Genomic DNA, 24412 nt, shown 5'->3' with positions numbered 1-24412 from the left:
TTTCTATTTTCAATTCTCTATTCTCTATTTTCTATTTTCTTTTCTAAATCTACACACCCACTCATCTGCATATCCTCTGATCTACACATTTGCACATCCGCACATCCGCAAATTCCCACATCTACTCATCATTTAACCTCTCAATCTTTGGTCCCTCTTTAAGTTTCAGACGTGCCAAATACCAGGAACGTCCCACCTGAATCAAAACAAGAGGTAACAGCAACAAGCTGATTAAGCCACCTAAAACCATCATCGACTTACTTTTTTTTAACTGATAAGGCATCACCGAAAAAGGTACGGTTCGCAAAAGGCTATATATAGTTGCCTGATTTCCAAAATACCTTCTAAAATAATAAATAACACTAGGAATAGGTCTAGGTGCCAACCAATGCTTGGGTCGAAACGCATCCCAACTCCCCATATCACGTAATCCTCCAACACCAGCCTTCACATCCAAACAAAAAGCCAGCGGATTAGAGACACTTTTAAGGCCTGCCAAATAACACCGTATTCCAAATTCCCCATCACCCATCCGTTGCTTCTCAAACTGACGATCAAATAGACCCACTAGCTTAAAAACATCTTTATGCAACAGAGCGTTACCCGTAGCAAATTGGCTAGCCAAAGTAAAAAACGAACGTTCTTTGGGCATATGTCCACCTTCTGGGTAAAAAACACCGGCAGAAATATCTGCTTTGAAATAGTCCATACATTTTAAATGCTGTTCAATCCAATCCTTGGGAATTCGTACATCATCCTCTGATAAAGCGATGTAAGTTCCGTAAGCAGCTTTGACGGACTGATTTCGAGCCAACCAAAGAGCCTTTTCTTCCTGTCGGATAACACGGATAGTTAAATCAAACCCTTGATAAAACTCCGGTCGAAAGGGTTCGGATTGATCCACCACCAAAATTTCAAAATGGGTATAGGTTTGTGCCTCAAAATCCTTTAAAACATCATGAAGATACGTATAACGATTGAGAGTAGGAATGACCACACTCACCAAAGGAGAGACCTGTATTAAACTGGAATCATAGGCATCATAATCTGGATAGCGTATGTTTTTTTGATCAACAGTTGCCCGCGTATTGGTTTTAGAAGCCTTCCAAGAAGCTATTTCCTTTAGGGGAGCATGCAACTCAAATAGTCGAAGTGCTAGAACATAAAACACCCAAACGGAATGAAATTGCTTTCTCAAAAACCGATACTCATCCACCAAAGGCAACGGGTCAAATACTGCATAAGTAGGGCTATCAACTAAATACCCATATTGAACCGCTTGCCATGATAAATCATATTGGGTTGCCAAATCGGATTCATATCCTAAATCAGGCTGCAACTGGTTAAGGACTTCTTTAGGTAATTCGCTGGCTATAGGAAACACAGATTGACCATTCGTTCGAAAGCGTTGAAAATAATGGGTGGGCTGTAAATACTTTAAAAGTTTAAATAGCATTATAAAGATTCTGGTAATGTACTGGCCTCAGCAATTCCTGTCAAATAGCCTGGATAAGATTTTTCTTCAGGAAGCAATAATAAATGATATTTTCCACGATGCTCTACAGGTTTGGGTGAAGTTAAAAGAGTCCCAGTCTTTAAATACCACGCATTATAGGCTACCGATACACACCAATCCAAAACCATTTGAGTATTATTTACCATGGTAAGTTGGTCATTACAATGCATTTCAATAAAAAAACCACACTTCGACTTGTCTGCAAGCTTTTTAGATCCAGCCAAGACTAGAGCCTCTGCTCCTTCCACATCAATTTTGACCAAATCAGGCAATACCTCATAAAAGCTCATTAGATAATCCAAGGTTACTGACTTCACATTCATAAAGGAGTTCGTTTGTGATGCTGTTTTGGCATGGGAAGCATACATACTGCCTGCTGCTCCTGTTCCTATGGTATAAAATGTAACAGCTTCGTCACAAGTATCACTCACAAAAGCGGAATAATAGTTGGCACGAAACCCTATTTGATTCTCTAAAAACATCTTTGAAGCAGCTTGTAACGCTTTTGGATTAGGATCAACCAACAGGATTTGTCTATTAGGGTTTTGAATAAGAGCAAGCAAGGACATATATCCTACATTACTTCCAATGTCGAATATAATATTATGATGTTTAGTTAAAAAAAACCACCAAGCATCATCCTTGTCTTGTTGCAATCTAATAGAGTTCTTTAAAACCTTTAATGGCACACCACATAAGGAAACATCCACAAAAGAAGACTCTCTTTTCGGAATATATTTTTTTATACCATTTACAAAATATTTCACTTTTAACACTTATTTCCTTTTAACTATTTCTACTCATTCAGGCATTTAAAAATCCTAAATTATTTCAACAACCTTTGATTTTAATTAAACTTTCAAGATACAATTCTTTATATCAAATCTTCAATCCTTTATCCTAAAATCTGATACAATCTTAAGTAGAAATAGCTCACAAAACACTTATTTTTTTGGATCACTCACAAAATTTCATGAGTTTAATAATACACATTTGATTTGCTTATAAATTATATCAACATCAAAATATCGTTCATAAAGCGCTCTAAAATAATGCCTTTCCATTCCCTGTCCTTGCATATAGGGCAAGAACCGTTGAGTGAGGGAAGCTATCTCCCTTGGGTCAAAAACAAATCGATCCAAGATCTCTTCACTTTCCTGAACATACCCTAATGCCCCAAAGGCCGACGATACCAGAACGGGGCACCCCATGGCCAGCGCCTCGATAAACACCAATCCAAAAGCTTCATGCAAACTTGGCAATACAATGACATCCATTTCCTGATAAAATTCAATCATTTCCGTATGGGATAAATGGCCCAAAAATACCACATGCTCCTCAAGTTGCAGATCGACAGTTAATTGGTTTAAGAAAACTTCATCACCGCCTTGGCCTGCCAAAAACAATTTAAAATGGGCAATTCCGGAATCCTTTAATTGGTTTAATGCTTGAAGAACCATTCTCTGATTTTTATGGGTTTCCAAACGCCCAGGACACCCTATTTTAAGCAGTCTATCACTAGAACGCTCTTGTTGAAGTTCACTCCCGTCTTTTAGTATTTGATGTATAGGCGTCCAAAATGGGACAGCCTTAACCCTAGAATCCAAAAGACCATAAATGGATATGAGTTCCTCCTTGGTCCTTTTGGAATTGGCAATGACCAAATCGGCCAATTTCAAAAACTGCTTTTTTATGAAAATTTGTTTTCTAGAGGCTCCAGTCTGCTCATTTAGAGAATGATACCAAACAATATTTTTTTTAACGCCCAAAATGCGACCAAACAAAAGAGCAGGATTCACATAGCTAAAATTAGAAACCACCACATCCGGTTGAACGCTCTTTAGTATATTATAAACCTCATAATAGTTCCTAAGATAACCTCCTTTTTTTTTGATAATCAATTCAAAAGGGTGGGAATCATCTACCTTCCTTTGCCCTTTCAAGCTAAAAAAAGTTACTCGATAGCCATCATTGGAAAGTCTTGTTGCCAATTCACTATAATATTGTGACAACAGACCTTTATTAAACGTATATAAAAATAGAATATGCACTAATACCCTTTTTTTAAATTCCAATAAAAGGATCTTAAATCCCGGTACCACTTATAAGTGGGAAGCCTTCTTCGTCCATTATTTCGTCCATGAGGAAAAGCTTCACTTGGAATATCCTGAATGTTTAGAAAGCCACATAAAGTCTCATAATTAAAATCCTTCTTCATGTCCATAACCAAAAAGTGGGGCTTGCCAGAAAAAAAGAATTGAACCTCCTTATTATACTGTTGATAGACTTCTAAGTATCTAGATTCATAGCTCTCGGCACAAGGCACACCATAAATTTTTTGATGCAAAGGAAAACGAATACTTCCAAAAAACTGAACAACACTTTGAATCCAAGACTGAGGATCTCTAACTGTTAAAATAAAATACGCTTCGGGATAAAGCTCAAATAACTGTTTATAAAATATGGGCCAGGGCATATCCTGAACCGCATCCCAATTCTGTAAAGTTTTCTGGATATAAGTCTTGAGTTCTATTGTATTTTGAAATTTCATTAGGTTTTTATCGCCACCATAAACCCGAAAGCCCAACCTTTGTAAAGCTAACTCCAATGAGGTGGTACCTGTCTTTTGAAAACCTATTACAAAAACCTTAGTTTTATCTATCACAGCTCCCTATTTAAATTCCATTTTTTCTCAAAAAAAGCATCAATTTTTGCCAACGCTTAACTCCTATGATAGGAATCCAGAAGTTCCTAATTCTTTTAATCAAAAGATACTTTTTTTTCTGACCTCGCTGATAGTTCAATTGATTAACATGTGGCTTTTTAACAATTTTCCCCCATAGATTTTTGGGGATGGGTTCGTTCAAAAAAACACACAAGTCTTGCCAAGAAAGGTTTTTTATATCTACGCTCAAAACTTTTTGAGGATGCTCTTTTTTATAGGAAGCAAAATGGTCATAGTACTGCTCAAAAAATTCCAAAAAGCCCTCTTGGTTCTCTTTAGATTTCGCTATCTTAAAATAAGGGTATGACAAATAATTAGTTTCCTTTCCACCATAAGAATCATAAAAACTTCGCCACCAAGCGGCTTTTTCTCTTTTTAATTCAATAAACAAAACCCGATCATCTTCTCGAAACCGCCACCATTCAAAACACCAAGGGTAATCTTGAAAGCCATCAAAAATTTCAAATTGTTTTTTCAAATATGGTGTATTCCCTATTTCAAAATGAATATCGGGTCCAGTGACTTCATATCCCAATATCCGTAACATGACGGTTATAGTCGAAGTTCCTGTTTTGGGTAAGCCTATAACAATGACTTTTAATTTTTTAAAACTCAAATCAAACTACTTTTTATAGAATTCAACAAATTTCCTTTGCTGCACTTCCATATTAAACTTATCAGAAACCCGTTCTTTTGCCATATTTCTTATTTCTGTTAATTTACTAACATCCATCAAAAGAATCTCCTTTATTTTATTGGCTAAAATAATCGGGGCTCTTTTAGGTATTACCCAACCCGTTTTTCCGTCTAATATATTCTCAGCCAATCCTTCGGCATTAGAAACCACACAGGGTATGCCCATGGCTTGGGCTTCCAAAACCGCATTGCAAAAGCCTTCCTGAATACTATACTGTAGATAGATATCGGCCTCTTTGTAAGCCTGTTTGACTTGTGCAGGCGATTGCTTCCCTATAAACCGAACTTCCTTTACTAAATCCAATTGGTGAACAGCAAAGACTAGGCGCTCATATTGATCACCTTCACCGATTATTGTATATTGAAAATCAATTCCCTCATTTTTAAGATGAGCTAATGCTTCCAAAGTATATTCCAAACCCTTTTTCCAGTGTAACCGAGTAACACTTAAAAACTTTAATGGATATGAAAACACTATGTCATTTACTTCTGAACGAAAAAAATCAACATCAATAGCAGGATAGATAACCTCTATGTGATTTGAATTCACTCCCTGATTAGTAAGGTCCAATCTCATTTCCTGTGAAAGTACATGATACCTACATGAAGTCGCAAATAATTCCTTATAAATATCGGGTTGTTTCAAAGGTGAAAGATATAAATCATATCCCCTAAAACTCACTGCCATGGAAGCTCCAATTACCTTAGCCACAAATTCCCTATTAACAGCCAAAACTCCAAAGCCAAAATGCAGCCAATCCAAGGATTCATTTAATATGGGTTGAGCAAGAAGAACATTTTTGAAACTCCTAACTCTTGACCTTAAGGATTTTCGATGCATTCTAAAAAGCTTGTAAGACCTTTGTGGATGTGAAAAAAGGATATTCCATATCGAAAGAACCATTTTGAAATATCGCTTCCATTTCAAAGGATCTCCATAAGGCATACATTTTATTTTACAAATGAAATCCTTAGGAATTCCTACATTTTGATCTACAAAGAGAATAACCTCAATGCCTTGATTCTGCAATCCAACGATTTTGTTTACCAAAAAAGTTTCAGAATAACCGGGAACACGCGTTAATACAATACCTATTCTTTGGGGTTTATTCATTTATCAAAAAATAATGTTTTAGAATAAAGGCCTGTCATTTTATTAATCATTTCTTCAATATCGTGCTGTCTTTCAATTGTGTCCCTTGCATTCATCACTATGGTTTCATAAGTTGAATCCGTCATTTCAGATACTTCTTTTAAAGCCTCTGCAATAGCCTCTGGATCTCTTACAGCCACCAATAGACCGTTAACCTTGTGTTCGATAACTTCATTCATCCCTCCGCAATCAGAACTCACCACTAAAGTACCCAAAGCCATAGCCTCCAAAACTACATTAGCGATCCCTTCCTCAATACTAGGCAATAGCAAAACATCAGCCTCCTGAATATAAAAACGAACTAAATCCATAGGCAAGTGAGATTCTATTTTCACATGCGATTCCAAATTAGAATCTTTAAGCTGATATAATACTTCAAAATCTGGATTCAAACCAACAATTTGATAGTGAAAATCCATTCCTTGATTCTTTAATTTGCTACATGCATCCAAACTATAGTGGTAACCCTTTTTCCAATGGTCCCTTCCTATGGATAAAATTCTAAAAACCGGAGATTTTGATCTTCTTTTAGAAAATGGAAAGCTTTTTAAGTCCAAACCACTTAAAATGGTTAGCATTTTATTTTTATCAGCCCCATAAATGACTGCTTCCTTTCCAATGGCATTTGAAACAGCATGAAACGCATCCAATTTTGGGAAATTTTGTTTGTATACTTCTGCCAAATTTCGATCAGCAAGAGGCGAATAATTTATGTGCGCACCTCTCAAACTTAAAATTATTTTTATACCAAAATCCTGAACCCACATCCAATCTTGAATACCCTTTGCCCATTGAATATGAAAAATATCAGGTTTATACCAAAGAACAGGATAGACTTTTATCAAAACATTTAAGTGATATCTTGATAACTTTTTTAATTTACGGTGTAAACGTTTCTTGTCCCTATTTCTAAAAATTGTAAGCCTTAACCAATAACTTAGTAAATAAACAATCTTAAAAAACCTGTAATTTCTATAGCCAAAATTCTTAACATTCTTCTTATTGGGATAATGGTTTGATGCTTTCACCCCAAACAAAAGAACATGGCAATCACTCCTTTCCAATCCTTGAATAAGACGCTCAATAAAGGTCGTGCTTGGAATTTCTCCAGAATAAACAGCTATTTTCATGGGCCTTTTCATTTCTGTATAAGATTCAAATATAACACCTGGTGATTTTGAATAAATTCTTCAATTGAAAAAGATTCTATAACATGGTTCCGCATCCTTTTGGCCAATTTCTCTCTTGCCTTTAAATCAACCGAATACCAATAAGCAATTTTCTGTGCCAGCTCATTAATGTTGTCTGCCATAAACATACAATCTTGAAATTCTTCCAAGATATCCTTAATTCCTGATATACAAGAGCCCAACACAATACGTTCCATTGCCATGGCTTCTAATGGTGCATTAGGAATACCTTCTCTTCTACCTACATCTTTGGTTGGTATCACAAACAAATCCGATAGCGCCAAAAAAGGTTTGACATCCAATTGTTTGCCCATAAACTTTATAAAACTCTTATTTGAATAAATAGATTTCATTCTTAAAGCATATTCATTAGTATCATCTCCTACTATAAGAACCTTTATTTGAGGGTTGTCTAGTTTTATTACCGCCTCTATTAAGGTTTCAATACCTTTTACTTTTACCAAATTTGCAACGGTAATTATAACAAAATCATTTTCTAAATATCCTAATTCTTTTCTCAAATATAACGTGCCTGAGTTTGGTGCATAAACCTTAGTATCAATTGCTAAAGGAAAATTAGAAACCTTATGAGACATATTGGTGAAATATTCCTTCATCATATCCTTGTTTACAGCAATGATTTTAGAGCTTAACCTTGATCGCCATTTCCAAAACCTGCTATGCCAGCCCATGGCTTTCTTGGTGTATACATAAGGTATTCCTGCTATTTTTGCCGCTAAAGGCTCACTAATATCAGAACTCCAATGCCAAGAATGAATCAAATCGAATTGGTTGCTTTTAAAAAACCGACTTATTTTTAGCACGCGAAAAAAGAAACCTGAATAAGGTTTATAAGTGGTTGTAAAAGGAAATAAGTGAATCTTTACTCCCAAGGCTTCAATTTCATTATAAAAAGCCCCTTTTGCATGAAAACAACAAACTTCGGGTTCAAAAATAGAGCGATCTAACCCTTTTACTAAATCATAAACTGACCTGCCACTACCCGCGGTATTAAAATTGGGGATTGTATATAGAATCTTAATCCGTTGACTCCTCATTTAATTACCTTTAAAATTCCGTTGATACCAAACAGACAAAGTCAACAACATACTTACTGGATGAGAATAAGGAATAGCATTAACCTTCCTAAACCTATTGTAAAAATCTTCAATAATAGCTCTTGGAATCCATTCATTAAACTTCTCATTATACAAAAAGCCTTTCAAACATTCCTCATTGTTTTCACCAAGAAATTGTAATTCCCAGTTTCTTTGAACGTAGGGATGTCCTAAAAAGCCTTGACCCAATCGCTTAAATTTACTCAAAACTCTATGGGGAAGGTTAAAAGGCATCTTATTTATAGAATAATTGTTGATATTAAATGGTCTTTGAGCTTGCCAAGTTATATTTGCGATCGTTTTATCTTGTCTTAAATGGCCTATTTGAAGTCTTCTATCAGCTAAATAGGCTTCTGGAATGGAACAAATAAATTCACACATTCGGTTATCATAATAAGGCATCGATATAGGGTGAGCTTCCTTGAAAATGGATAAATTAGTAGTTGTCCAACGATGCCCCCATTGGATTGTTTTAAATGCCCGTACTTTGGCACTTATATTGTCAATTTTTATTTTTTTCAATCCTGTTTCTATACGAGCTATTAAATATGATTTGAAATCTCCATCCAACCCCCAATGTTCCCACAAGCATTGGGCTAACTCTAGCCCCTTAGGTTTAACCATTTTTTTAAACACAAACGAAACTATCTCAGACTCATTAATACCTTCAGGCACCCCTCTATCAAATAACACATCGCCCCAATGTCCTAAGGAAAAAACTCCTTGGACCTGTTTTAATTCATTTAAAACAGCCATCTGACGGGGATGAGTGAATTCAGAATAACAACCATTGATGGTCGCCAAATCCTTAATACAATTCCAAAGGTATCCTTGTTTTATTATAAACTCATTAAAATCAAAACCACAGACAGAGGCTACTTTTTTTGCTATTTGATGTTCTGGATATCCGTTTTGAAATGAATAACTAAATGCATGAACTGGATTTGATAACTTTTTAAGAACCAATGCCTGACTGCGGCTATCCAAACCTCCCGACAATGGAAGGATAACTTCTCTTCCATTAGTTTGTTCTTTCAAAACTTGGGTTAATAGAGCAACATATTCTTCTAAAGCTTGATCAAAACTAATTTTCCTAGGAGTATAATGCCATTGAAAATTTGGCGAACTTTTAATAAGTCCTCCATTTGAATCAAATTCATGGTCATGTGCAGAAGCTAAACAAACCAAATCCTTCCAATAAGTATCTTCATCCATAAAAAAGCCGGTAGCCACAAAGACACAAATAGCCTCTAAATGAAGTGTGTGTTTTACATTTGACTTTTTTGCAAAAACATGTTCTTTAGGAAGAATAGAAGAACTAATTACCATAACTATTTATAAATAACGAATATAGCAATTATCATCAAACTCCCTATTCTCATAAGTATTAATACCTAGAAATTACTTTAATTTAGTTGATTCAACCCAAGTATCAAATGAACTCAAATTTAAATGTTCTTCCCTAAACTTATTTAAAATTGAAAATTCGTAAAATTCGTTTTGAATACCATCCTGAATTTGATTAAAAAACGGATAGGGATGCTTGGATAGTACCGCCACTCCCCAATCGCAATCAAAACAAATAGTAAATAAATCTCTTTGGTGTCTTACTTTATAATAGGCTTTCCAAGTAGTTCCATTCCAAAAAGATCTAGCTGGGGACCACATAAAACCATAAGTTTCCCTTTGATGGTATTCAGTAGGAGGATTACAGTCATGCAAAATGATGACTCCTTTTTCTGAAAGATATTCAAGGCTATTCGAAATATCTTTTTCCACTTGATTGGCCAAGTGCAAACCATCAATAAAGATCACATCAAATTTTTCTTGAGGATTAATTTCTAATTCATTCTTTGCCAGCCTTTCAAAAAACAAATCCGAAGTCATCTTAAAATCAACTGGGTTCTCTTCAAATTCCACACCAGGATCTACAGAAAACTTTATAGGACATTGAAGTCGGTTAAAATTTTTTTCAGGGTTTCTAACTCCGATTTCCAAATATCTCTGTGCATCAACGAAACCAATAAAATAATTGATAATTTCGGTACGTCTCGGTGCTTTTAAAATCTCTAATTGAGAAAGCTCTTTAGTTTTGGTGAAATAAACATCTGAATCTATGGCCTTCCCTAACTTATAAAATTTGGTCTTTTCAACTAAAAATTGCTTTATAGGATTTATCATTTTAAAAATTTACTACGAATGCGACTTGTTATGTTATTAATGTACCGTCTATCTGTTGGACATTTTAAGTAATACTGAAACCAGTTAAAAAGATATGACGTGCTGGATTTTCGACCTAATTCTAAAAGATATTGTGTTCTCATAGCATAGTCGAAGTCCCTTTGATTAATATACTGAGGAAATTCATAAGCAAAAGCCCGAAGCAATTCCCTAGTTGCTTTAAATTGTTTTGTTTTATTAGAAGTTACTGAATCCCGGTCTGGTCGGCGGTCCAAGCGTACTAGAACTTGTGGTAGACCATGTATGTTTGAAACAAGTGAAAATCGTAAAATGTAAGTCCAGTCAACACTAATACTAGGATAGTGCTGAGAAAAATACAGTCCGTTATCTTTATGGATGTCCTTTCTAAACATAATACAACTATTCACAACCTTTAGATGATTCCTATAGTTGAGCAAAAACATTTCAACACCTTGCGGGTACTTCTCCCCTCGAACCAATAGCCCAGGAAATTTACCTACTACCTCCCTACCATTGTAAAATTCAGCGATACCAGAAACCAATCCAATTGACGGATTGTTATTTAAGACATCAACTTGAAGCTGTAATCGTTCAGGATAGTAATAATCATCTTGTTCAGCTATGGCGATATATTTTCCCTTAGCCTCATGAACTAACCTGTTCATTGTTGGTCCGAGACCTCGGTTTAATTCATTTTTTAGAATAGTTATTTTTTTGAACTGAGACCCATACTCCCTTAAGATCAGTTCAGAATTGTCTTGGCTGCCATCAATACAAGCAATAACTTCAAAATTCTTGTAGGTTTGAGCTAATAAACTGTCTAACGTACTGCAAAGCGTTTTTTCTCCGTTATAAATGGGCAATACAACCGATACTTCTATCATACCTGCTAATATAATAGAGATTTAACCAAACACAAAGGTCTACAAGGACATAAATTTATTTCATCAGCTTACTTGAATAAATAGCGATTCCATTTCAGAAATAAAGAATCAGAAATTAATTGATACCGATACAGAAAAAGTAGAATAATTCCTTGGGCGGATTGATAAAAATTAATAAACCTTTTCTCTCTAAAAAGTATTAGACTTTGTTTGACAAAAACAACATCGCTTCTATTCTTTGTTCTTTGCAAATTTTTCACACAGGCAAAATAGTAAGCCTTTAGCAATTTAATCTGGCTAGCATTCAAAGAGTATCTCTGTTCTATCTTTGAAATCAAATAATTTACTGACCGACAAGACCTTTCAACTATGTCTGTTTTTGATCGAATTGGATTCGGAGTGTAATAAAAATCAATTTTATTATCTATCACTTGAAACTGATTACCAAGAAGCAACCCTCTAATAGAGAGCTCAACATCTTGCAATCGCTCTAAATTGGGATCAAATTGCCCAATTTGATTAAAAAATGATTTCTTCCACAAAATAGTACTCGTTTGCCATATAAATTTAGCATTCAAAAAACAGTTTAAATAGTCTTGTCTTTTGGTTCCCTTATTTACTTGACTACCATCTGCACCCAAAACAGCCCAATTTTTAAAAACCACAAAATCATTAAAAACCAAATGTCGATTCTTTACAAAATCTTTGGAAATTGTGTCATCAGCATCCAAAAATATCAGGCTTTCAAATCTTGCTTTAGTTGCCCCTTGATTCCGACACACTGATGCATTGGTTTTTTCAGAATTGCAAACAAGAAGCACACGCTCATCATTAATTTGCTGATACCATTTTTTAGTAGCAGTTACTATAGCTTCATCAGAAAAATCATCCACAATAACCCATTGCCAATTCTTAAGAGTTTGCACTTTCAAGCAAGAATAAATTTTCTCTAGCCCCTTTATATAATTATAATGGGGGGTGATGATACTTAAACCGTAATTCATTAACTAGCTATATCCATATTAAATTAATAGTTATTACGAATATAAAAACATATTTAAGCAAAACATGGATATCTAAAAACCAATTCTTAATACCTTCAAAATTTATAGGTTTTTTCTAAGAAAAAATTAAATTGCAATAGAACTGGTTGTGTGACTCAAACAATATTAAAACTATTAATTTATGATCAACTAATAATTGATTGAATATATATAAATGACAACTAGAAAATATTTTCATTGCTATGCAACCGCTAATGATTCTCGCTTATATCTAAAAGATTTGAGGAATCTTAATCGAATAAAAAATATGGACTCTGGGGTTGACAAAGTATTTTTATTTATTGGTATTAGTAAGGTTCATAATGTGAATTTTTTTGATAAAATTTTTGTGTGTATTATAAAAGTTATGTTCATGAATCATCGTTCAATAGAGCTTAAACAGATTTTTTATAAAAGTAATCTTGGTAGAGATTTTAGCTCATATCAAATGATGCTTGAAAAAATTAAACCTATATCCACTGAAAATGATTATATATTTTTTCAAAATAGGAGTGGATATGGTCCTTTTCGAAAAAATTGGTACAAAAAATTCATTGAACAATTTGAAAAATTCGAGTCGATTGCTATAAGTGGTAGTACAATTAACTTCACTGATCATCCTTCTAGAAGCTTAAGAAATGATTTACCTCATGTACAGACTTATTCCTTTATTTCAAAAATGTATTTCTTAAAAATGCTTGATAATGAATTCCCTGGTGTAAAGGAGAAAATTAAAAGACATATTATTACCAACGGGGAAATAGAATTAAGTCAATTTTTTCTTAAAAAAGGGTATAAAATAACTTGTATTGAGTGGCCAGATATAGCTATTACAAGTCAAACTCCTACATTATGTAATTCAGATATTAAGAAAAATGTAAAATCAGAACATTATTTCTACCATAGAACATATTTTAAAAAGGAAAATGCATAATAAAAAGTTACATTCAGTGCCATAAAATAATGGTTTCATTGAATTGAATAAATTATAATTTAAGTTTAATACTTAATTTATAAAAGAGTAAGTATTTTATTTGAAGTACTCAATGTAAAATAATGTTGAAAAACAATAAGATTAAAGTTTCAGTTATAATACCCAATTACAATCATAAACTGTATTTAAAGCAGCGTATAGAGAGTATTTTAAAGCAAACATATCTAGACTATGAAGTAATTATTTTAGACGATTGTTCTACCGATTCGAGCAAAACAATAATAGAAAGCTATAGAAACCACCCAAAGGTTTCAAATATTCTGTACAATCAAGAAAATTCAGGCTCTCCTTTTAATCAATGGATGAAAGGAATTGACTTGGCAAAAGGAGATTACATATGGATAGCTGAAAGTGACGATTACGCTTCACCTAATTTTTTGGAAGTAATCATGAAAGTCTTTACTTCTGATGAGAAAATTGACGTAGTTTTCACAAAAACAACTAATGTTGATAAACATGATAAAGATATTGGAAATACTACTCGAATAGAACGTAAATATAAAGACTTATTATCTTGTGATTTTAAGATTAAAGGAAATGACTTTTTGAAACTTTTCTTACCAGATTATTGCATAATTCGAAATGTTAGTAGTGCGGTTATCAAAAAAAAACACGCTATTTTGATAAGGAAAGTTAAAGACTACAAGACAATTGGTGACTTTTATTTTTGGATTAAACTATGTCTAAAGAATTGTAATTTTTGCTATGTTAACGAAAAACTTAACTTTATGCGAAGCCATTCCGGGAATGTTAGGAATAATCCAAAAAAAACTACATTCAAAAAGGCAGAATATAAGCGTATACATTGGGAAGTTTTTAAAAAGCGATGGTATTATTTTTCTGTATTGCAAATTCTCCTTATTCATTATTTGAAAAAGCTTCATTCTAAATTATGAAGATATTATTGGTCACAGCAAATTTTTATTGGTCTGAAGGTACTATAGCCAAAGCACTCGTTAAAATACTTCCTGATTTTGAAATCTATTTTTTTTCTATTCATGAGTTCAAGTACCGTTTTGATGAATTTAATGAACTCCTAGAAAAAGTAGACGTTATACATTGGTTGTTTAATGTTGTTCATCTGGCCGAAAATTACAAACTATTTTTTAGGGAAATATCTATTCCTCAAATCTCCACCATACATCATGTGTGTAAAGAAGAATTCCAAAAAATTGAAGAGGCCTCTAAGGCTACTCTAATTCATGTAGTGGCACCAGAATGGTTAAGCTTTATAAGACAAAAAACAAATACTCCTATATTTTTAGCCTCTTTAGGAATTAATATAGAATCCTTTAAAGGAAGAAAAATAAACCTTTATCACGGAGAAGGTGTTTTTAAAATAGGAATGATGGGATCTTATCCTGGAAAATATAATAGAAAACGTTTGGATGTTGCCTTTGATGTGTTAAGTGAATTAATAAAAAAAAATGAAAATGTAGAACTGATTTTACAAGGAAATGGTTGGGAAAATTTATATGAAGTTATGGAAAGTCTCAATATTAAATACACCCATTTTAGGCAAACCTCTGACAAAAATGCCCATAAATTTTTTGAAAAAATACATCTTTATTTATGTACATCCGATTACGAAGGTGGTCCTTTACCTGTATTAGAAGCAATGGCTTGTGGAATTCCTGTCGTTTCTACAGACGTAGGAATGGCATCTGTGGCCTTATCTAAAGGAGGAGGTATTTTATGCCCTAGAGGAAATATCAAAGTTATTACTAAAAGCATACTTATTCTCAAAAACAATAATAAGCAATATTTAGATTATGCCAATCAAACCAAATTATTAATCAAATCTTTTGATTGGAAACAACAAAAAAACTCATATGAAGAATTATATAGAAGTGCTATAATATTGTGGGAGAAAAAGAATAAAAGGTCTTGGAGGTTTAAAGAAAAAAAAACGAAAGCTATAAAACAACGCAAAAAGGAATTAATTTATGATAGTTCCAGAGAGTCTATAAGCTTATTCCAAAAAGGTAATTTCAAACAAGGCCTTTTAATAAGTTCAAAGTATTTGTTTAGTTCTAAGGTGGATTTAATTAGAAAAAAAATGATGCTTTATAGAATTTTAAGAATAATTGTAAAAACCAAATGAGTTAGTCACAAAAAACATAGAAAAGAAATAAAAATCAAATCACAATACAATATAACTATTATATTTAAAAATCTTAGCAGCACCCCAATTTTAGATAAAAAAGCTATTAAACACCTCAATATGACTTTCGATCAAGTAAACCAAAAAGTTAAAGGCGTGCCTTACATCTCAAAAAATAACGCCAAATCTCTATATGATTTCATTATAAAAAACAGACCCAAACACATTTTGGAATTGGGCATTGCTCATGGCACTGCCAGTTGCTATATGGCTGCAGCACTTGATGAAATTGGAGGAGGAGAGCTAACTTGTGTAGACCTTTTAGAGGTCAAAGACAGTTTCAAACCCTCCATAGAAGAACAACTTAAATCATTGGATTTGGAAACCTATGTAGAAATTCACAGAATGACCTCTGGATACAATTGGTTCTTGCATAACGATATTAAATCTAGCTCCGCCAATGAGAATAAAATCTGCAAACCAAAGTATGATTTAATCATCATTGATGGGCCAAAAAACTGGACCATCGATAGTAGTTCATTTTTTCTTTGTGACAAGTTATTGAATCAAAACGGTTGGATCATTTGGGACGATTATAAATGGACCTATGCAAGAGCAAACAAAAGAAAAGATGCTACTGACGGGATAACCCATAGAAGCATGTCTCAACAAGAATTGACAACACCTCATATTAAGGAAATTTTTGAACTGTTGGTTATGCAACATTCCAATTACGATAATTTTATAATTCAAGAAGATTCTGATTGGGTATGGGCACAAAAAACCAAACATACATCAACTAAAAAAATAACATATTCCCATTCCCACTCCATTCAATATTACATCATTCAGAAAATAAGAAAATTTCTAAGAAACTAAATACCCATGCTATTTAACTCCATCGATTTTGCTATTTTCTTACCAATTATTTTTTTCCTTTATTGGATCGTTACCAAAAATAATTTAAGGCTACAAAATCTTTTAATTGTCTTAGCGAGCTATGTGTTTTATGGTTGGTGGGATTGGCGGTTCTTATCCTTGATTGTTTTTAGCACCTTGGTCGACTATACGATAGGCCTTTCTCTACAAAAAGAGTCCAGGCAAATTAAGCGTAAAGCTTTACTATGGACAAGTATTTTGGTTAATTTGGGCTTTTTAGGCTTTTTTAAATATTATAATTTCTTCTTAGAAAACTTTATAACCGCTTTTTCCTTTTTTGGGCACAAATTAAATGTCAGACATTTAAACATTATTTTACCTGTAGGAATTAGTTTTTATACCTTTCAAACATTGAGCTATAGCATCGATGTATATCGAAAAAAACTAGAGCCAACTAAAGATATTATTGCCTTTGCCGCTTTTGTTAGTTTCTTTCCTCAATTGGTTGCGGGTCCCATTGAGCGTGCCACCAACCTATTACCTCAATTTTACATTAGAAGACAATTTCAGCATGCCAAAGCCGTAGATGGGTTGCGACAAATACTTTGGGGGTTATTTAAAAAAATGGTCATTGCAGATAACTGTGCTGCTGTGGTTAATACAGTTTTCAATGAGCCTCAAGATTTCTCAGGAAGCACCTTGGCTTTAGGAGCTATATTTTTCGCCTTCCAAATTTATGGCGATTTTTCAGGCTATTCAGATATCGCCATTGGTACGTCCAGACTTTTCGGGTTCAACCTCAAGCAAAACTTTGCATTTCCTTACTTTTCTAGAGACATCGCCGAATTTTGGCGTAGGTGGCACATCTCTCTCTCCACATGGTTTAGAGACTATTTATACATTCCACTAGGAGGCAGTAGAGGCTCTAGAATAAAAGTGATTAGAAATGTATTTATCATCTTTATTATAAGTGGCTTTTGGCATGGTGCCAATTGGACCTTCATTATATGGGGAGCTTTAAACGCCATATACTTTTTACCATTATTGTTGACCCATAGAAATAGATCTCATTTGGATGTGGTGGCATCTCACTCTAGATGGCCTTCCTTTAAGTCATTCTTAAGCATGTTGGGGACCTTTGGGTTAACAACTATTGCCTGGATTTTCTTTAGAGCAGAAAACATGCACCAAGCCATTTTATACATAAAAGGTTTATTCAATAAATCCCTGTTTTCTATCCCTGAAATAAGACCAACAAATATTTTAGTTCTCCTTATGATCTTCATTTGGATCGAGTGGCTGGGAAGAAGAGATCTGTATGCTATTGAAACACTGGGTCTAAAATGGAAACGGCCTTTGAGACTGGCGTTTTATTACATCGTGGTCATTATCATTTTCTTGTTTAGTAAAAACGAAAAAACGTTTATTTATTTTCAGTTCTGAACCAATGAAGGCATTTACAAAAAAAACAATCTTCTTTTTTAGCCTTCTTTATATAGGTATTCTAGCATCAGTGGGCTTGAGTAATGGGGTCATCAATTCAAAAGCTAACTTCAAACTAGAACCTAACATCAACAAAATAGTCTTAGGCAACTCCCATCCTGCAGGCACGTTTAATGATTCCTTGATTTCAAACTTTAAAAATTTGGCAGACCCTGGGGACTGTTATTTTTATGGATACCTAAAATTAAAAGAGCTATTAAAACAAAATCCCCAAATAGATACCGTTTTTATTGAATTCAATCCCAAAACCATACTCAAGTGGGAAGATAGCAAGCTATGGCGAAAACATCAAATACCAAATTACCTCCCATTTTTTGAATGGCAAGATCATTACTTACTTGCTACAAGCAATGCATTAGCTTATCAACAAGAACTGATAAAAGGAATAGTCAAAAACATAAAACGCATCAAAGAAAACCAATACCAATACATTGATTCCATTGGTGGTTTTAGGCATGTCACTGCCTCCCGTATACATGCTATTCTTGACACCATTACATACAACCCAAAGAAACAATATAAAATGTCGGATATCCAGCTTTCGGAATATGACATAAAATATCTTAAAAAAATGGTAGCATTGGGAAAGGATAAAAACATTCAATTAATTTTTGTAAGATCACCCTACCATAAAAAATTTGATGCTCGCAACTATGAAGACCTATTTCAAGCCTATAGAAAAGCGCATTTTGGAACGATTCCTTTCTTAGATTTTAAAGACTTCAATGTTGATGATTTAGAGTTTAAAGACCCTGAACATATAAATTATAAAGGAGCTAGAAAATTCTCGGTTTGGTTCGAAAAACAATCTCTGAAAAATGAGTAATATGAATTATTTATTTCTCATCAATCCAGTTAGCGATGATTGTTGATACAACCTTTCCTGACTCTTTTTGTAAATGATTCCCATCAGTATAATGAAATTCTGTATTTAGCGATGTTATATCGAGATAGCCGTCACTCAAATCAATAGCACTTTCAATATCTTTATCAAAATAAGGCATTAAGTAATCATCCAGTTCCATCATTTTAGGATGCACGGGTAACCTGACTAAATAAACTTCTCCATTTTCTTTTAGAAATTTAATCGTTTCCTTCAAATACTTAAACCGGTTTTGTGAAAATTGAGCATTTTGAAGCATCCCTTCTCGGTACTTTTTAACTTTCTTAGAAACATTTTCTATTTCAGTAAGGGAATCAAGCTCTACATTAACTTCAAGCCACCCATTGTCATGTAAAAACATATTTGATTGCTTATCAATTATTAAGTCGTAGTACCTGCCTTCCCTATTTAATAATAAATAAAAAGGATTAGGTTTAATATTTACAACGGGGGTATTTCCTAGTGCCAATTTTACCTCTCTAAAGGATAAAGAATCATCAGGTACTTTTGTAAAACTACTCAAGCTCCAAGGGTCTACTGTAACTATAAAAATACCTTGCTTTGAACTAGCGTCTAGTTTTTTCTTAACACTGTTTAAATAAGTACTACCATAAGGGCTGTGTATTACCGAAAAAGAATAATTAGAAAATTTTATTTTAAGGATAGAATCAAATACTTTTGGTTGCAACCCTTGTGCCGCCCTTGAAGTACCTAAAATTAAGCTGCTTTGTTTTGGGGTAGTAAACTTAATATAAAAAGAATCTGAGTATCCATCGGCTTTTGAAAAAATGCCAAACAGTAATAAAAGAGAAACAAACAAAAAGACACCTGTTTTGAAGATAAAAGGTTTCATGCTTGGATAAATTTATTTTTTATAAAACCATTTACTTAAAACCTCCTGTTCAACAAGCTCATCTAAGCCCAATAATTCATTATAAAAATAAGTGTCTAAAAATTTTTTGGTTTCAGGGTTTATTACGGGTGGCGCCTGCTCTTTTCTCGGATTTAATTTTGAATGAAGTTTATTCACTACCTTAACGAAAAATGGCCGGTTTTTCTCTTCCTGAGCCCAGATAAAAGGCAAGTCATTAGTGTATTTCATATTACCCAAGCCACGTAACAAATTATTTTTTTGAATTTGAAGCTTGGTACTTTTTGGTAGCACAGCCTTATTGGTATGGTTATCCCAGACTTGTTTGGGAAATTCAGCAAACTCTATATTTAGAAATTCGCACAAATCTTTGATAACAACCTGTTGATTACTGATTAAGTCTTCAAATACAATAATTTTAATTTTTTCTTTAGGAATAAATTTAAAGTAATTTTCAATCTGGTCTTTATAAAGACTTCTATGGACTACAGAAAAGGGATTAAATCTTAAGGTATCCTCAAAAGTATAAGTAGCTCTTCCCGTTCGTAATAGGTGGTAATAATTGGAATAGGCTCTCATGGTTGGCTGTCTTAAAACAAAAATAAGTTTAATTTCCTTCTTCTGTAAGGCAATCCTTTTAGCGGCTACTTTAGAGGCTAAATAGGTAGTTGAGTCTTCTCCCTTTAACAAAGATTCCTTACCCCTAAACTTGCTATGATACCAATCCCACATGACCCTAGGATTTTCTTCCATAGATTGAAAAACCCACTTTTTATTATTGTAAAAATTGAAATCACTATGTTCTAATATATTGTCAATATCAAAAAAACCAATCTCCTTTTTTGGGATAAATATTTTAGGGTGACTGCTTAAAATTCGGTGAATCGTACTCGTTCCACTTTTCATAGCACCTCCAATAATAAAATCTGGTAACAAGTCTTCTTCTGGAGCAATCCAATTAGTCATAAGTTTTAATTTTTGTACAAATTAATAAAGCGCTCAGTCATCAATTCCAATGAGAAATTAGTCATAGCAAAGTCTCTTGCTTTTAGACTCATCTTCTTGTATAGAGACTGCTGTTCTAAAAATGTCAAAATAGCCTGAGCATAAGCTTCTGCATCCTTTTCTTTAACCAACCTCCCTGTTTCACCATCCTGTATGGTATAGGGAATGCCTCCATTATTAAAGGCAACCACGGGCAAGCCCATGGCTTGAGCCTCTGCTGTTACTACCCCCTGGGTCTCACAACGTCCTTTAGAATCGGTTATGGAACACATTAGATATAAATGATGGGTTTCTAATTCTTTTTTAATCTCCTGTTGAGACAACCTCCCTTCTAATTTAACTTTGTCTTTGAGCCCTAAAGCCTCTATTTGTTGCCGCAAACTAATATCTAAAGGCCCATCACCCACTATGGTATAAACCACCTCCACTCCTTGATCAATCAACAATTTAACAGCTTGAATGGCATAATTAAAACCTTTAAACTCAATGAATCTTCCAACTGATATTAATCTTACAGCTCCTTTAAGCGGTAATTCCTTGCCTATTTCCCCCTTAAAATAACCCAGATCAACCCCCATTGGGATCACGTGTATTCTTTCCCTTTTACATCCCAATGCGAGAACCTTATCCTCCAAATAAGGAGTATTTACCGTTACATGTTCACTTTCTTGAAACAAGGTTTTATATATACGTTTCAGATGATTTAGTTCATTAGCGTTTTTAACATGGGCATCATGCCCATGAAAGGTGGTGATAATTTTGCCCTTAATGAGACCTGCCTCCTTCATTTCCGCAAGACCTATACCTCCCGAGGCAAACTGCACATGAAACACATCAATGCCTTGAAGCTTTCTGTAAAATCTAATCAAGTAAGGTCTGTTTAATAGACCATGTCTTAAGGTTCCCTTGAAGGATTGCCGCCAATATTTAAAAAATCGAACAGCCAAAATCCCTCCCAACAATAACTGTTTCCATTTTGTTTCAGGAATATGATAATTAATCATCAAAGTATCCTTCAATAAATCATGAGCTTCAAGAAGTTCTTTCTGTGATGATTGTTCTAAAGATCCCAACCTATGGGTTAAGACCTGTACATTAAATCCCCGGTTTTTAGCCGCTATCATTTGATTGACCACAAAAGTTTCAGAAACACTGGGAAAGTCTGGCACAACAAAACAAATGGTTTTCATGAGATTTAAAATAACTTCAAATAATCAATAGAAAGCTCTTTTTTTTAAGAGCCCAAATAGGTTGCAACCAATTATAAAATTGTGCCCCACGATAAAGTCCAAACCATTGGATAAACCTCCAATAATATGTTTTTTGACTTAAAAAACTGGGAGCCCTAATGTCATCAAACCGTTTAGCAGCCCGCTTAGCTAATTTAGGAAACCTTTTCCTTATTCGCCTATATTGCATGTAATATAAGCGTTTCGGATAGCTCAACAATAAAGGATCACAATCAACCAATAACGCTTCTATTTTAATGTAACTATTAAAAGATGATTTTACCTTAGCTTCACTATTTAATTTCCCCAAGCTATTAGGCAACTGCCTATAGTAAGCTAAGATTTCGTTACAACAAACTACTTTTTCAGCCCAAAATAATATTCTCGAAAAATACTCACCATCATTATTGTTCAATATTTTAACATCCCATATACCCGCTTTAGTAATCAAGGACTTTTTAACCAGCCAAGAAACGGTAAGTATAAACCAGTTCTCCATCCCAAAACTAATCATTAGTTCTTTCCCAGTTCGAACCTGATCATGTTCTAAGTAAGTAAAACGAAATTGCTTTTGGGCATCTTCCAAAGTGTTTTTAAAATTTATCCAAGGACTATAACATAAATCAGCATCATGCTGCTGCATGAGGTTTATCTGTTTTTCAATTTTAGTTGGCACCAAAAGATCATCGGCATCCAAGAACTGAAAATAGTCCCCAGTAGCTTTGCCTAAACCAAAATTTCGAGCATTAGAAGCGCCACCGTTAGGTATACTGTAACATTGAACCCCTTGAGATTGAAATTCAGGAAACAAATCTAGGGTGCCATCGGTAGAACCGTCATCCACCACTATTATTTCAATATGCTGAAAGGTTTGGTTTAGGGCACTATTAACTGCCTGCTTTAAATAATTCTTTGAATTAAAGGTTGGGATGATAATGCTTACTAAAACATTACTTTGAATCATATTCTTTTCTTTAATAGTAGGCTTTCTTTTCGCTTCTGTAGCCATAAGGCAATTTTAACTATTCTATGACCCCTCAATTTATTATAAGCTTTGTTCTGTTTTTTGTATTCCTTGAGGAGTTTCAAAAAATATGGGTCAAAATTTTCCCGTAAATAACGTTTACGTTCTTGATGTCTTAACTCAAAATCACTACTTATGCCAGGGTTTTCAAAATAGCAAACAACCAAATCTATGTACCTAGAAGAGGCATTTTTGAAAATTATTGCTTGGATGGTTAAATTCCTATCACTGCTGCATTTATAACTAGTATCATATCTCAAACCATCTTGAAACAACGATTGTTTATAAAACTCCGCTTGATGAGCTAGAGTATTAACCAAAACAGTTCCAATGTTTAAAGTTGTGGGCATATATTTCCTACTCCATCCTTTACCACTTCTTACCAAAGGATCGCCATAAACAATGTCTTCTACAGGTTTAAAGGCAACAAAATTTTCTATTACTTTAGAGTGTACTAACCAGTCGCCACTATTTAAAAATAATAAGTAAGCCCCAGTAGCTTTTTCAATGCCTTTGTTCATGGCATGATAAATCCCCTTATCAGGTTCACTCACCGAATAGGCCAATTGGTCATTATTTTGCTCTATAACCTCCACACTCCCATCGGTAGAGCCTCCGTCAATCACAATATATTCTATTAACTCATAGGTTTGCTCCAACACACTGGTCATGGTTTTTTTCAAACCTTCATCATTATTGTAATTTATGGTGATAATGGAAATTAGCATTTGAATAATTAATTTAAATTTTTTAAAAAATCATTCACTTTAAAAAAGTTTTCTTCTATTTTTTTTAAAATTCTTTCGTCTTCATCCCACCATTTCAATTTTAGTAACTTATCTATTACCTCATCTTCAAATCGGTATTTTATTATTTTAATGGGAGAACCTACAGCAATAGCAAAAGGAGGTATATCCTTAGATACTACTGCTCCAGCACCTATAATTGCTCCATCTCCTATTGATACACCATCTAAAACAGTAACATTTGCACCAATGAATACATCATTACCAATCTTGACAGTCAATTTTTCTTCTATTTTGTCAATACTACTCAATGTCATTCCATTTTGTTTTAGGGTAGAATAAAACATCGGATGGGTTGAGATGCCATTAGAAGGATGGACACCCCAACCTGAAAAAAAATTCGGCCCAATGGAACAAAATTTACCTATAACGGTATTACTGATAATTGATTTTTTTGAAATATAAGTATAGTCGCCAATAGCACAATTTCGTAAACTGGCTTCAGGATAGATTTTTGTAAATTTCCCCAGAGTAGTATTTATTATTCTTAAACCAGATTTATTTTTTAAGACCCCCTTAATTTCTGGAATTGATGCAATAATAATTCTTCTAAACCATCCTTTTAAAACCTTTTTAAACATATTAAT

General features: G+C 33.8%; 24 protein-coding genes. 6 read left to right on the top strand and 18 right to left on the bottom strand.

The genetic code is table 11. From position 1 onward, the window contains the following. Nucleotides 1-121: 121 nt before the first annotated feature. The 12 genes from ZA07_RS14630 to ZA07_RS14575 all read right to left on the bottom strand — a co-directional run bounded on the left by ZA07_RS14630 (nt 122) and on the right by ZA07_RS14575 (nt 12488). Nucleotides 122-1456 carry a glycosyltransferase family 2 protein gene (locus ZA07_RS14630; protein WP_053972501.1) on the bottom strand — a complete coding sequence of 445 codons (1335 nt, stop codon included), beginning with the start codon at nt 1454-1456 and terminating at the stop codon, nt 122-124. Next, entirely contained in the window at nt 1456-2292 is an 837-nt protein-coding gene (locus ZA07_RS14625; protein ID WP_197276751.1) for an FkbM family methyltransferase, read from the bottom strand. The genes ZA07_RS14630 and ZA07_RS14625 overlap by 1 nt, the downstream gene beginning before the upstream one ends. A 195-nt stretch (nt 2293-2487) precedes the next feature. Next, a complete protein-coding gene (locus ZA07_RS14620; protein WP_231628690.1) occupies nt 2488-3567 on the bottom strand; it encodes a glycosyltransferase family 4 protein in 1080 nt (359 codons plus the stop codon). Beyond that, on the bottom strand, nt 3567-4181 hold the full coding sequence (locus tag ZA07_RS14615; protein ID WP_053972498.1) for a sulfotransferase family protein: 615 nt from the start codon (nt 4179-4181) through the stop codon (nt 3567-3569). Before ZA07_RS14615 ends, ZA07_RS14620 begins: the two co-directional genes overlap by 1 nt. A 10-nt stretch (nt 4182-4191) precedes the next feature. Next, nucleotides 4192-4857: a sulfotransferase gene (locus ZA07_RS14610; protein ID WP_053972497.1), complete on the bottom strand. Its 666-nt coding sequence runs from the start codon at nt 4855-4857 to the stop codon at nt 4192-4194. Nucleotides 4858-4863: 6 nt separating this feature from the next. Beyond that, nucleotides 4864-6051, bottom strand: coding sequence for a glycosyltransferase family 4 protein (locus ZA07_RS14605; protein ID WP_053972496.1), 1188 nt, complete (start codon nt 6049-6051; stop codon nt 4864-4866). Further along, nucleotides 6048-7220 carry a glycosyltransferase family 4 protein gene (locus ZA07_RS14600; protein ID WP_197276749.1) on the bottom strand — a complete coding sequence of 391 codons (1173 nt, stop codon included), beginning with the start codon at nt 7218-7220 and terminating at the stop codon, nt 6048-6050. The genes ZA07_RS14605 and ZA07_RS14600 overlap by 4 nt, the downstream gene beginning before the upstream one ends. An 8-nt stretch (nt 7221-7228) precedes the next feature. After that, complete coding sequence (locus ZA07_RS14595) at nt 7229-8338, bottom strand: glycosyltransferase (protein WP_053972494.1); 1110 nt, start codon at nt 8336-8338, stop codon at nt 7229-7231. Beyond that, complete coding sequence (locus ZA07_RS14590) at nt 8339-9727, bottom strand: asparagine synthase C-terminal domain-containing protein (RefSeq protein ID WP_082316624.1); 1389 nt, start codon at nt 9725-9727, stop codon at nt 8339-8341. It abuts the gene before it with no gap. 72 nt (nt 9728-9799) lie between these two features. Further along, a complete protein-coding gene (locus ZA07_RS14585; protein WP_053972493.1) occupies nt 9800-10579 on the bottom strand; it encodes a class I SAM-dependent methyltransferase in 780 nt (259 codons plus the stop codon). Next, entirely contained in the window at nt 10576-11484 is a 909-nt protein-coding gene (locus ZA07_RS14580) for a glycosyltransferase family 2 protein (protein WP_053972492.1), read from the bottom strand. Before ZA07_RS14580 ends, ZA07_RS14585 begins: the two co-directional genes overlap by 4 nt. 68 nt (nt 11485-11552) lie before the next feature. Then, a complete protein-coding gene (locus ZA07_RS14575; protein WP_053972491.1) occupies nt 11553-12488 on the bottom strand; it encodes a glycosyltransferase family A protein in 936 nt (311 codons plus the stop codon). 214 nt (nt 12489-12702) lie between these two features. Here ZA07_RS14575 and ZA07_RS14570 point away from each other — a divergent pair, with 214 nt between their 5' ends. From ZA07_RS14570 to ZA07_RS14545, 6 genes are all read left to right on the top strand, one after another. Then, a complete protein-coding gene (locus tag ZA07_RS14570; RefSeq protein WP_157492162.1) occupies nt 12703-13461 on the top strand; it encodes a hypothetical protein in 759 nt (252 codons plus the stop codon). A gap of 122 nt (nt 13462-13583) precedes the next feature. Then, nucleotides 13584-14417 (top strand): glycosyltransferase family 2 protein, encoded by an 834-nt coding sequence (locus ZA07_RS14565; protein ID WP_053972489.1) that lies wholly within the window; start codon nt 13584-13586, stop codon nt 14415-14417. Further along, a complete protein-coding gene (locus ZA07_RS14560; RefSeq protein WP_053972488.1) occupies nt 14414-15625 on the top strand; it encodes a glycosyltransferase family 4 protein in 1212 nt (403 codons plus the stop codon). Before ZA07_RS14565 ends, ZA07_RS14560 begins: the two co-directional genes overlap by 4 nt. 120 nt (nt 15626-15745) lie before the next feature. Then, nucleotides 15746-16504 (top strand): class I SAM-dependent methyltransferase, encoded by a 759-nt coding sequence (locus ZA07_RS14555; RefSeq protein WP_053972487.1) that lies wholly within the window; start codon nt 15746-15748, stop codon nt 16502-16504. A gap of 6 nt (nt 16505-16510) precedes the next feature. Beyond that, the gene (locus ZA07_RS14550) at nt 16511-17947 is read left to right on the top strand and encodes an MBOAT family protein (RefSeq protein ID WP_053972486.1); all 1437 of its coding nucleotides are present in this window, start codon (nt 16511-16513) and stop codon (nt 17945-17947) included. Between the two features lie 4 nt (nt 17948-17951). Further along, nucleotides 17952-18833, top strand: a complete 882-nt coding sequence (locus ZA07_RS14545) for a hypothetical protein (protein WP_053972485.1) — start codon at nt 17952-17954, stop codon at nt 18831-18833. Nucleotides 18834-18843: 10 nt separating this feature from the next. On the opposite strand, the gene ZA07_RS14540 is transcribed toward ZA07_RS14545, so the two are convergent. The 6 genes from ZA07_RS14540 to ZA07_RS16320 are packed head-to-tail and all read right to left on the bottom strand — an operon-like array spanning nt 18844 to nt 24406. After that, entirely contained in the window at nt 18844-19743 is a 900-nt protein-coding gene (locus ZA07_RS14540) for a hypothetical protein (protein WP_053972484.1), read from the bottom strand. A 12-nt stretch (nt 19744-19755) separates the two neighbouring features. Beyond that, entirely contained in the window at nt 19756-20727 is a 972-nt protein-coding gene (locus ZA07_RS14535) for a sulfotransferase (RefSeq protein WP_053972483.1), read from the bottom strand. A gap of 5 nt (nt 20728-20732) precedes the next feature. Then, on the bottom strand, nt 20733-21956 hold the full coding sequence (locus ZA07_RS14530) for a glycosyltransferase (protein ID WP_053972482.1): 1224 nt from the start codon (nt 21954-21956) through the stop codon (nt 20733-20735). A gap of 16 nt (nt 21957-21972) precedes the next feature. Further along, nucleotides 21973-23004, bottom strand: a complete 1032-nt coding sequence (locus tag ZA07_RS14525; RefSeq protein ID WP_053972481.1) for a glycosyltransferase family 2 protein — start codon at nt 23002-23004, stop codon at nt 21973-21975. Beyond that, nucleotides 22956-23747, bottom strand: a complete 792-nt coding sequence (locus ZA07_RS14520) for a glycosyltransferase family 2 protein (RefSeq protein WP_053972480.1) — start codon at nt 23745-23747, stop codon at nt 22956-22958. The genes ZA07_RS14525 and ZA07_RS14520 overlap by 49 nt, the downstream gene beginning before the upstream one ends. Nucleotides 23748-23755: 8 nt before the next feature. Further along, a complete protein-coding gene (locus tag ZA07_RS16320; protein ID WP_053972479.1) occupies nt 23756-24406 on the bottom strand; it encodes a CatB-related O-acetyltransferase in 651 nt (216 codons plus the stop codon). Nucleotides 24407-24412: the final 6 nt, after the last annotated feature.

This window comes from Mangrovimonas sp. ST2L15 (genome assembly GCF_001280515.1).
GTDB lineage: Bacteria > Bacteroidota > Bacteroidia > Flavobacteriales > Flavobacteriaceae > Mangrovimonas > Mangrovimonas futianensis.
The sequence above is the reverse complement of the archived record's forward strand: the minus strand, read 5'-3'. Positions and strand labels throughout refer to the sequence as shown.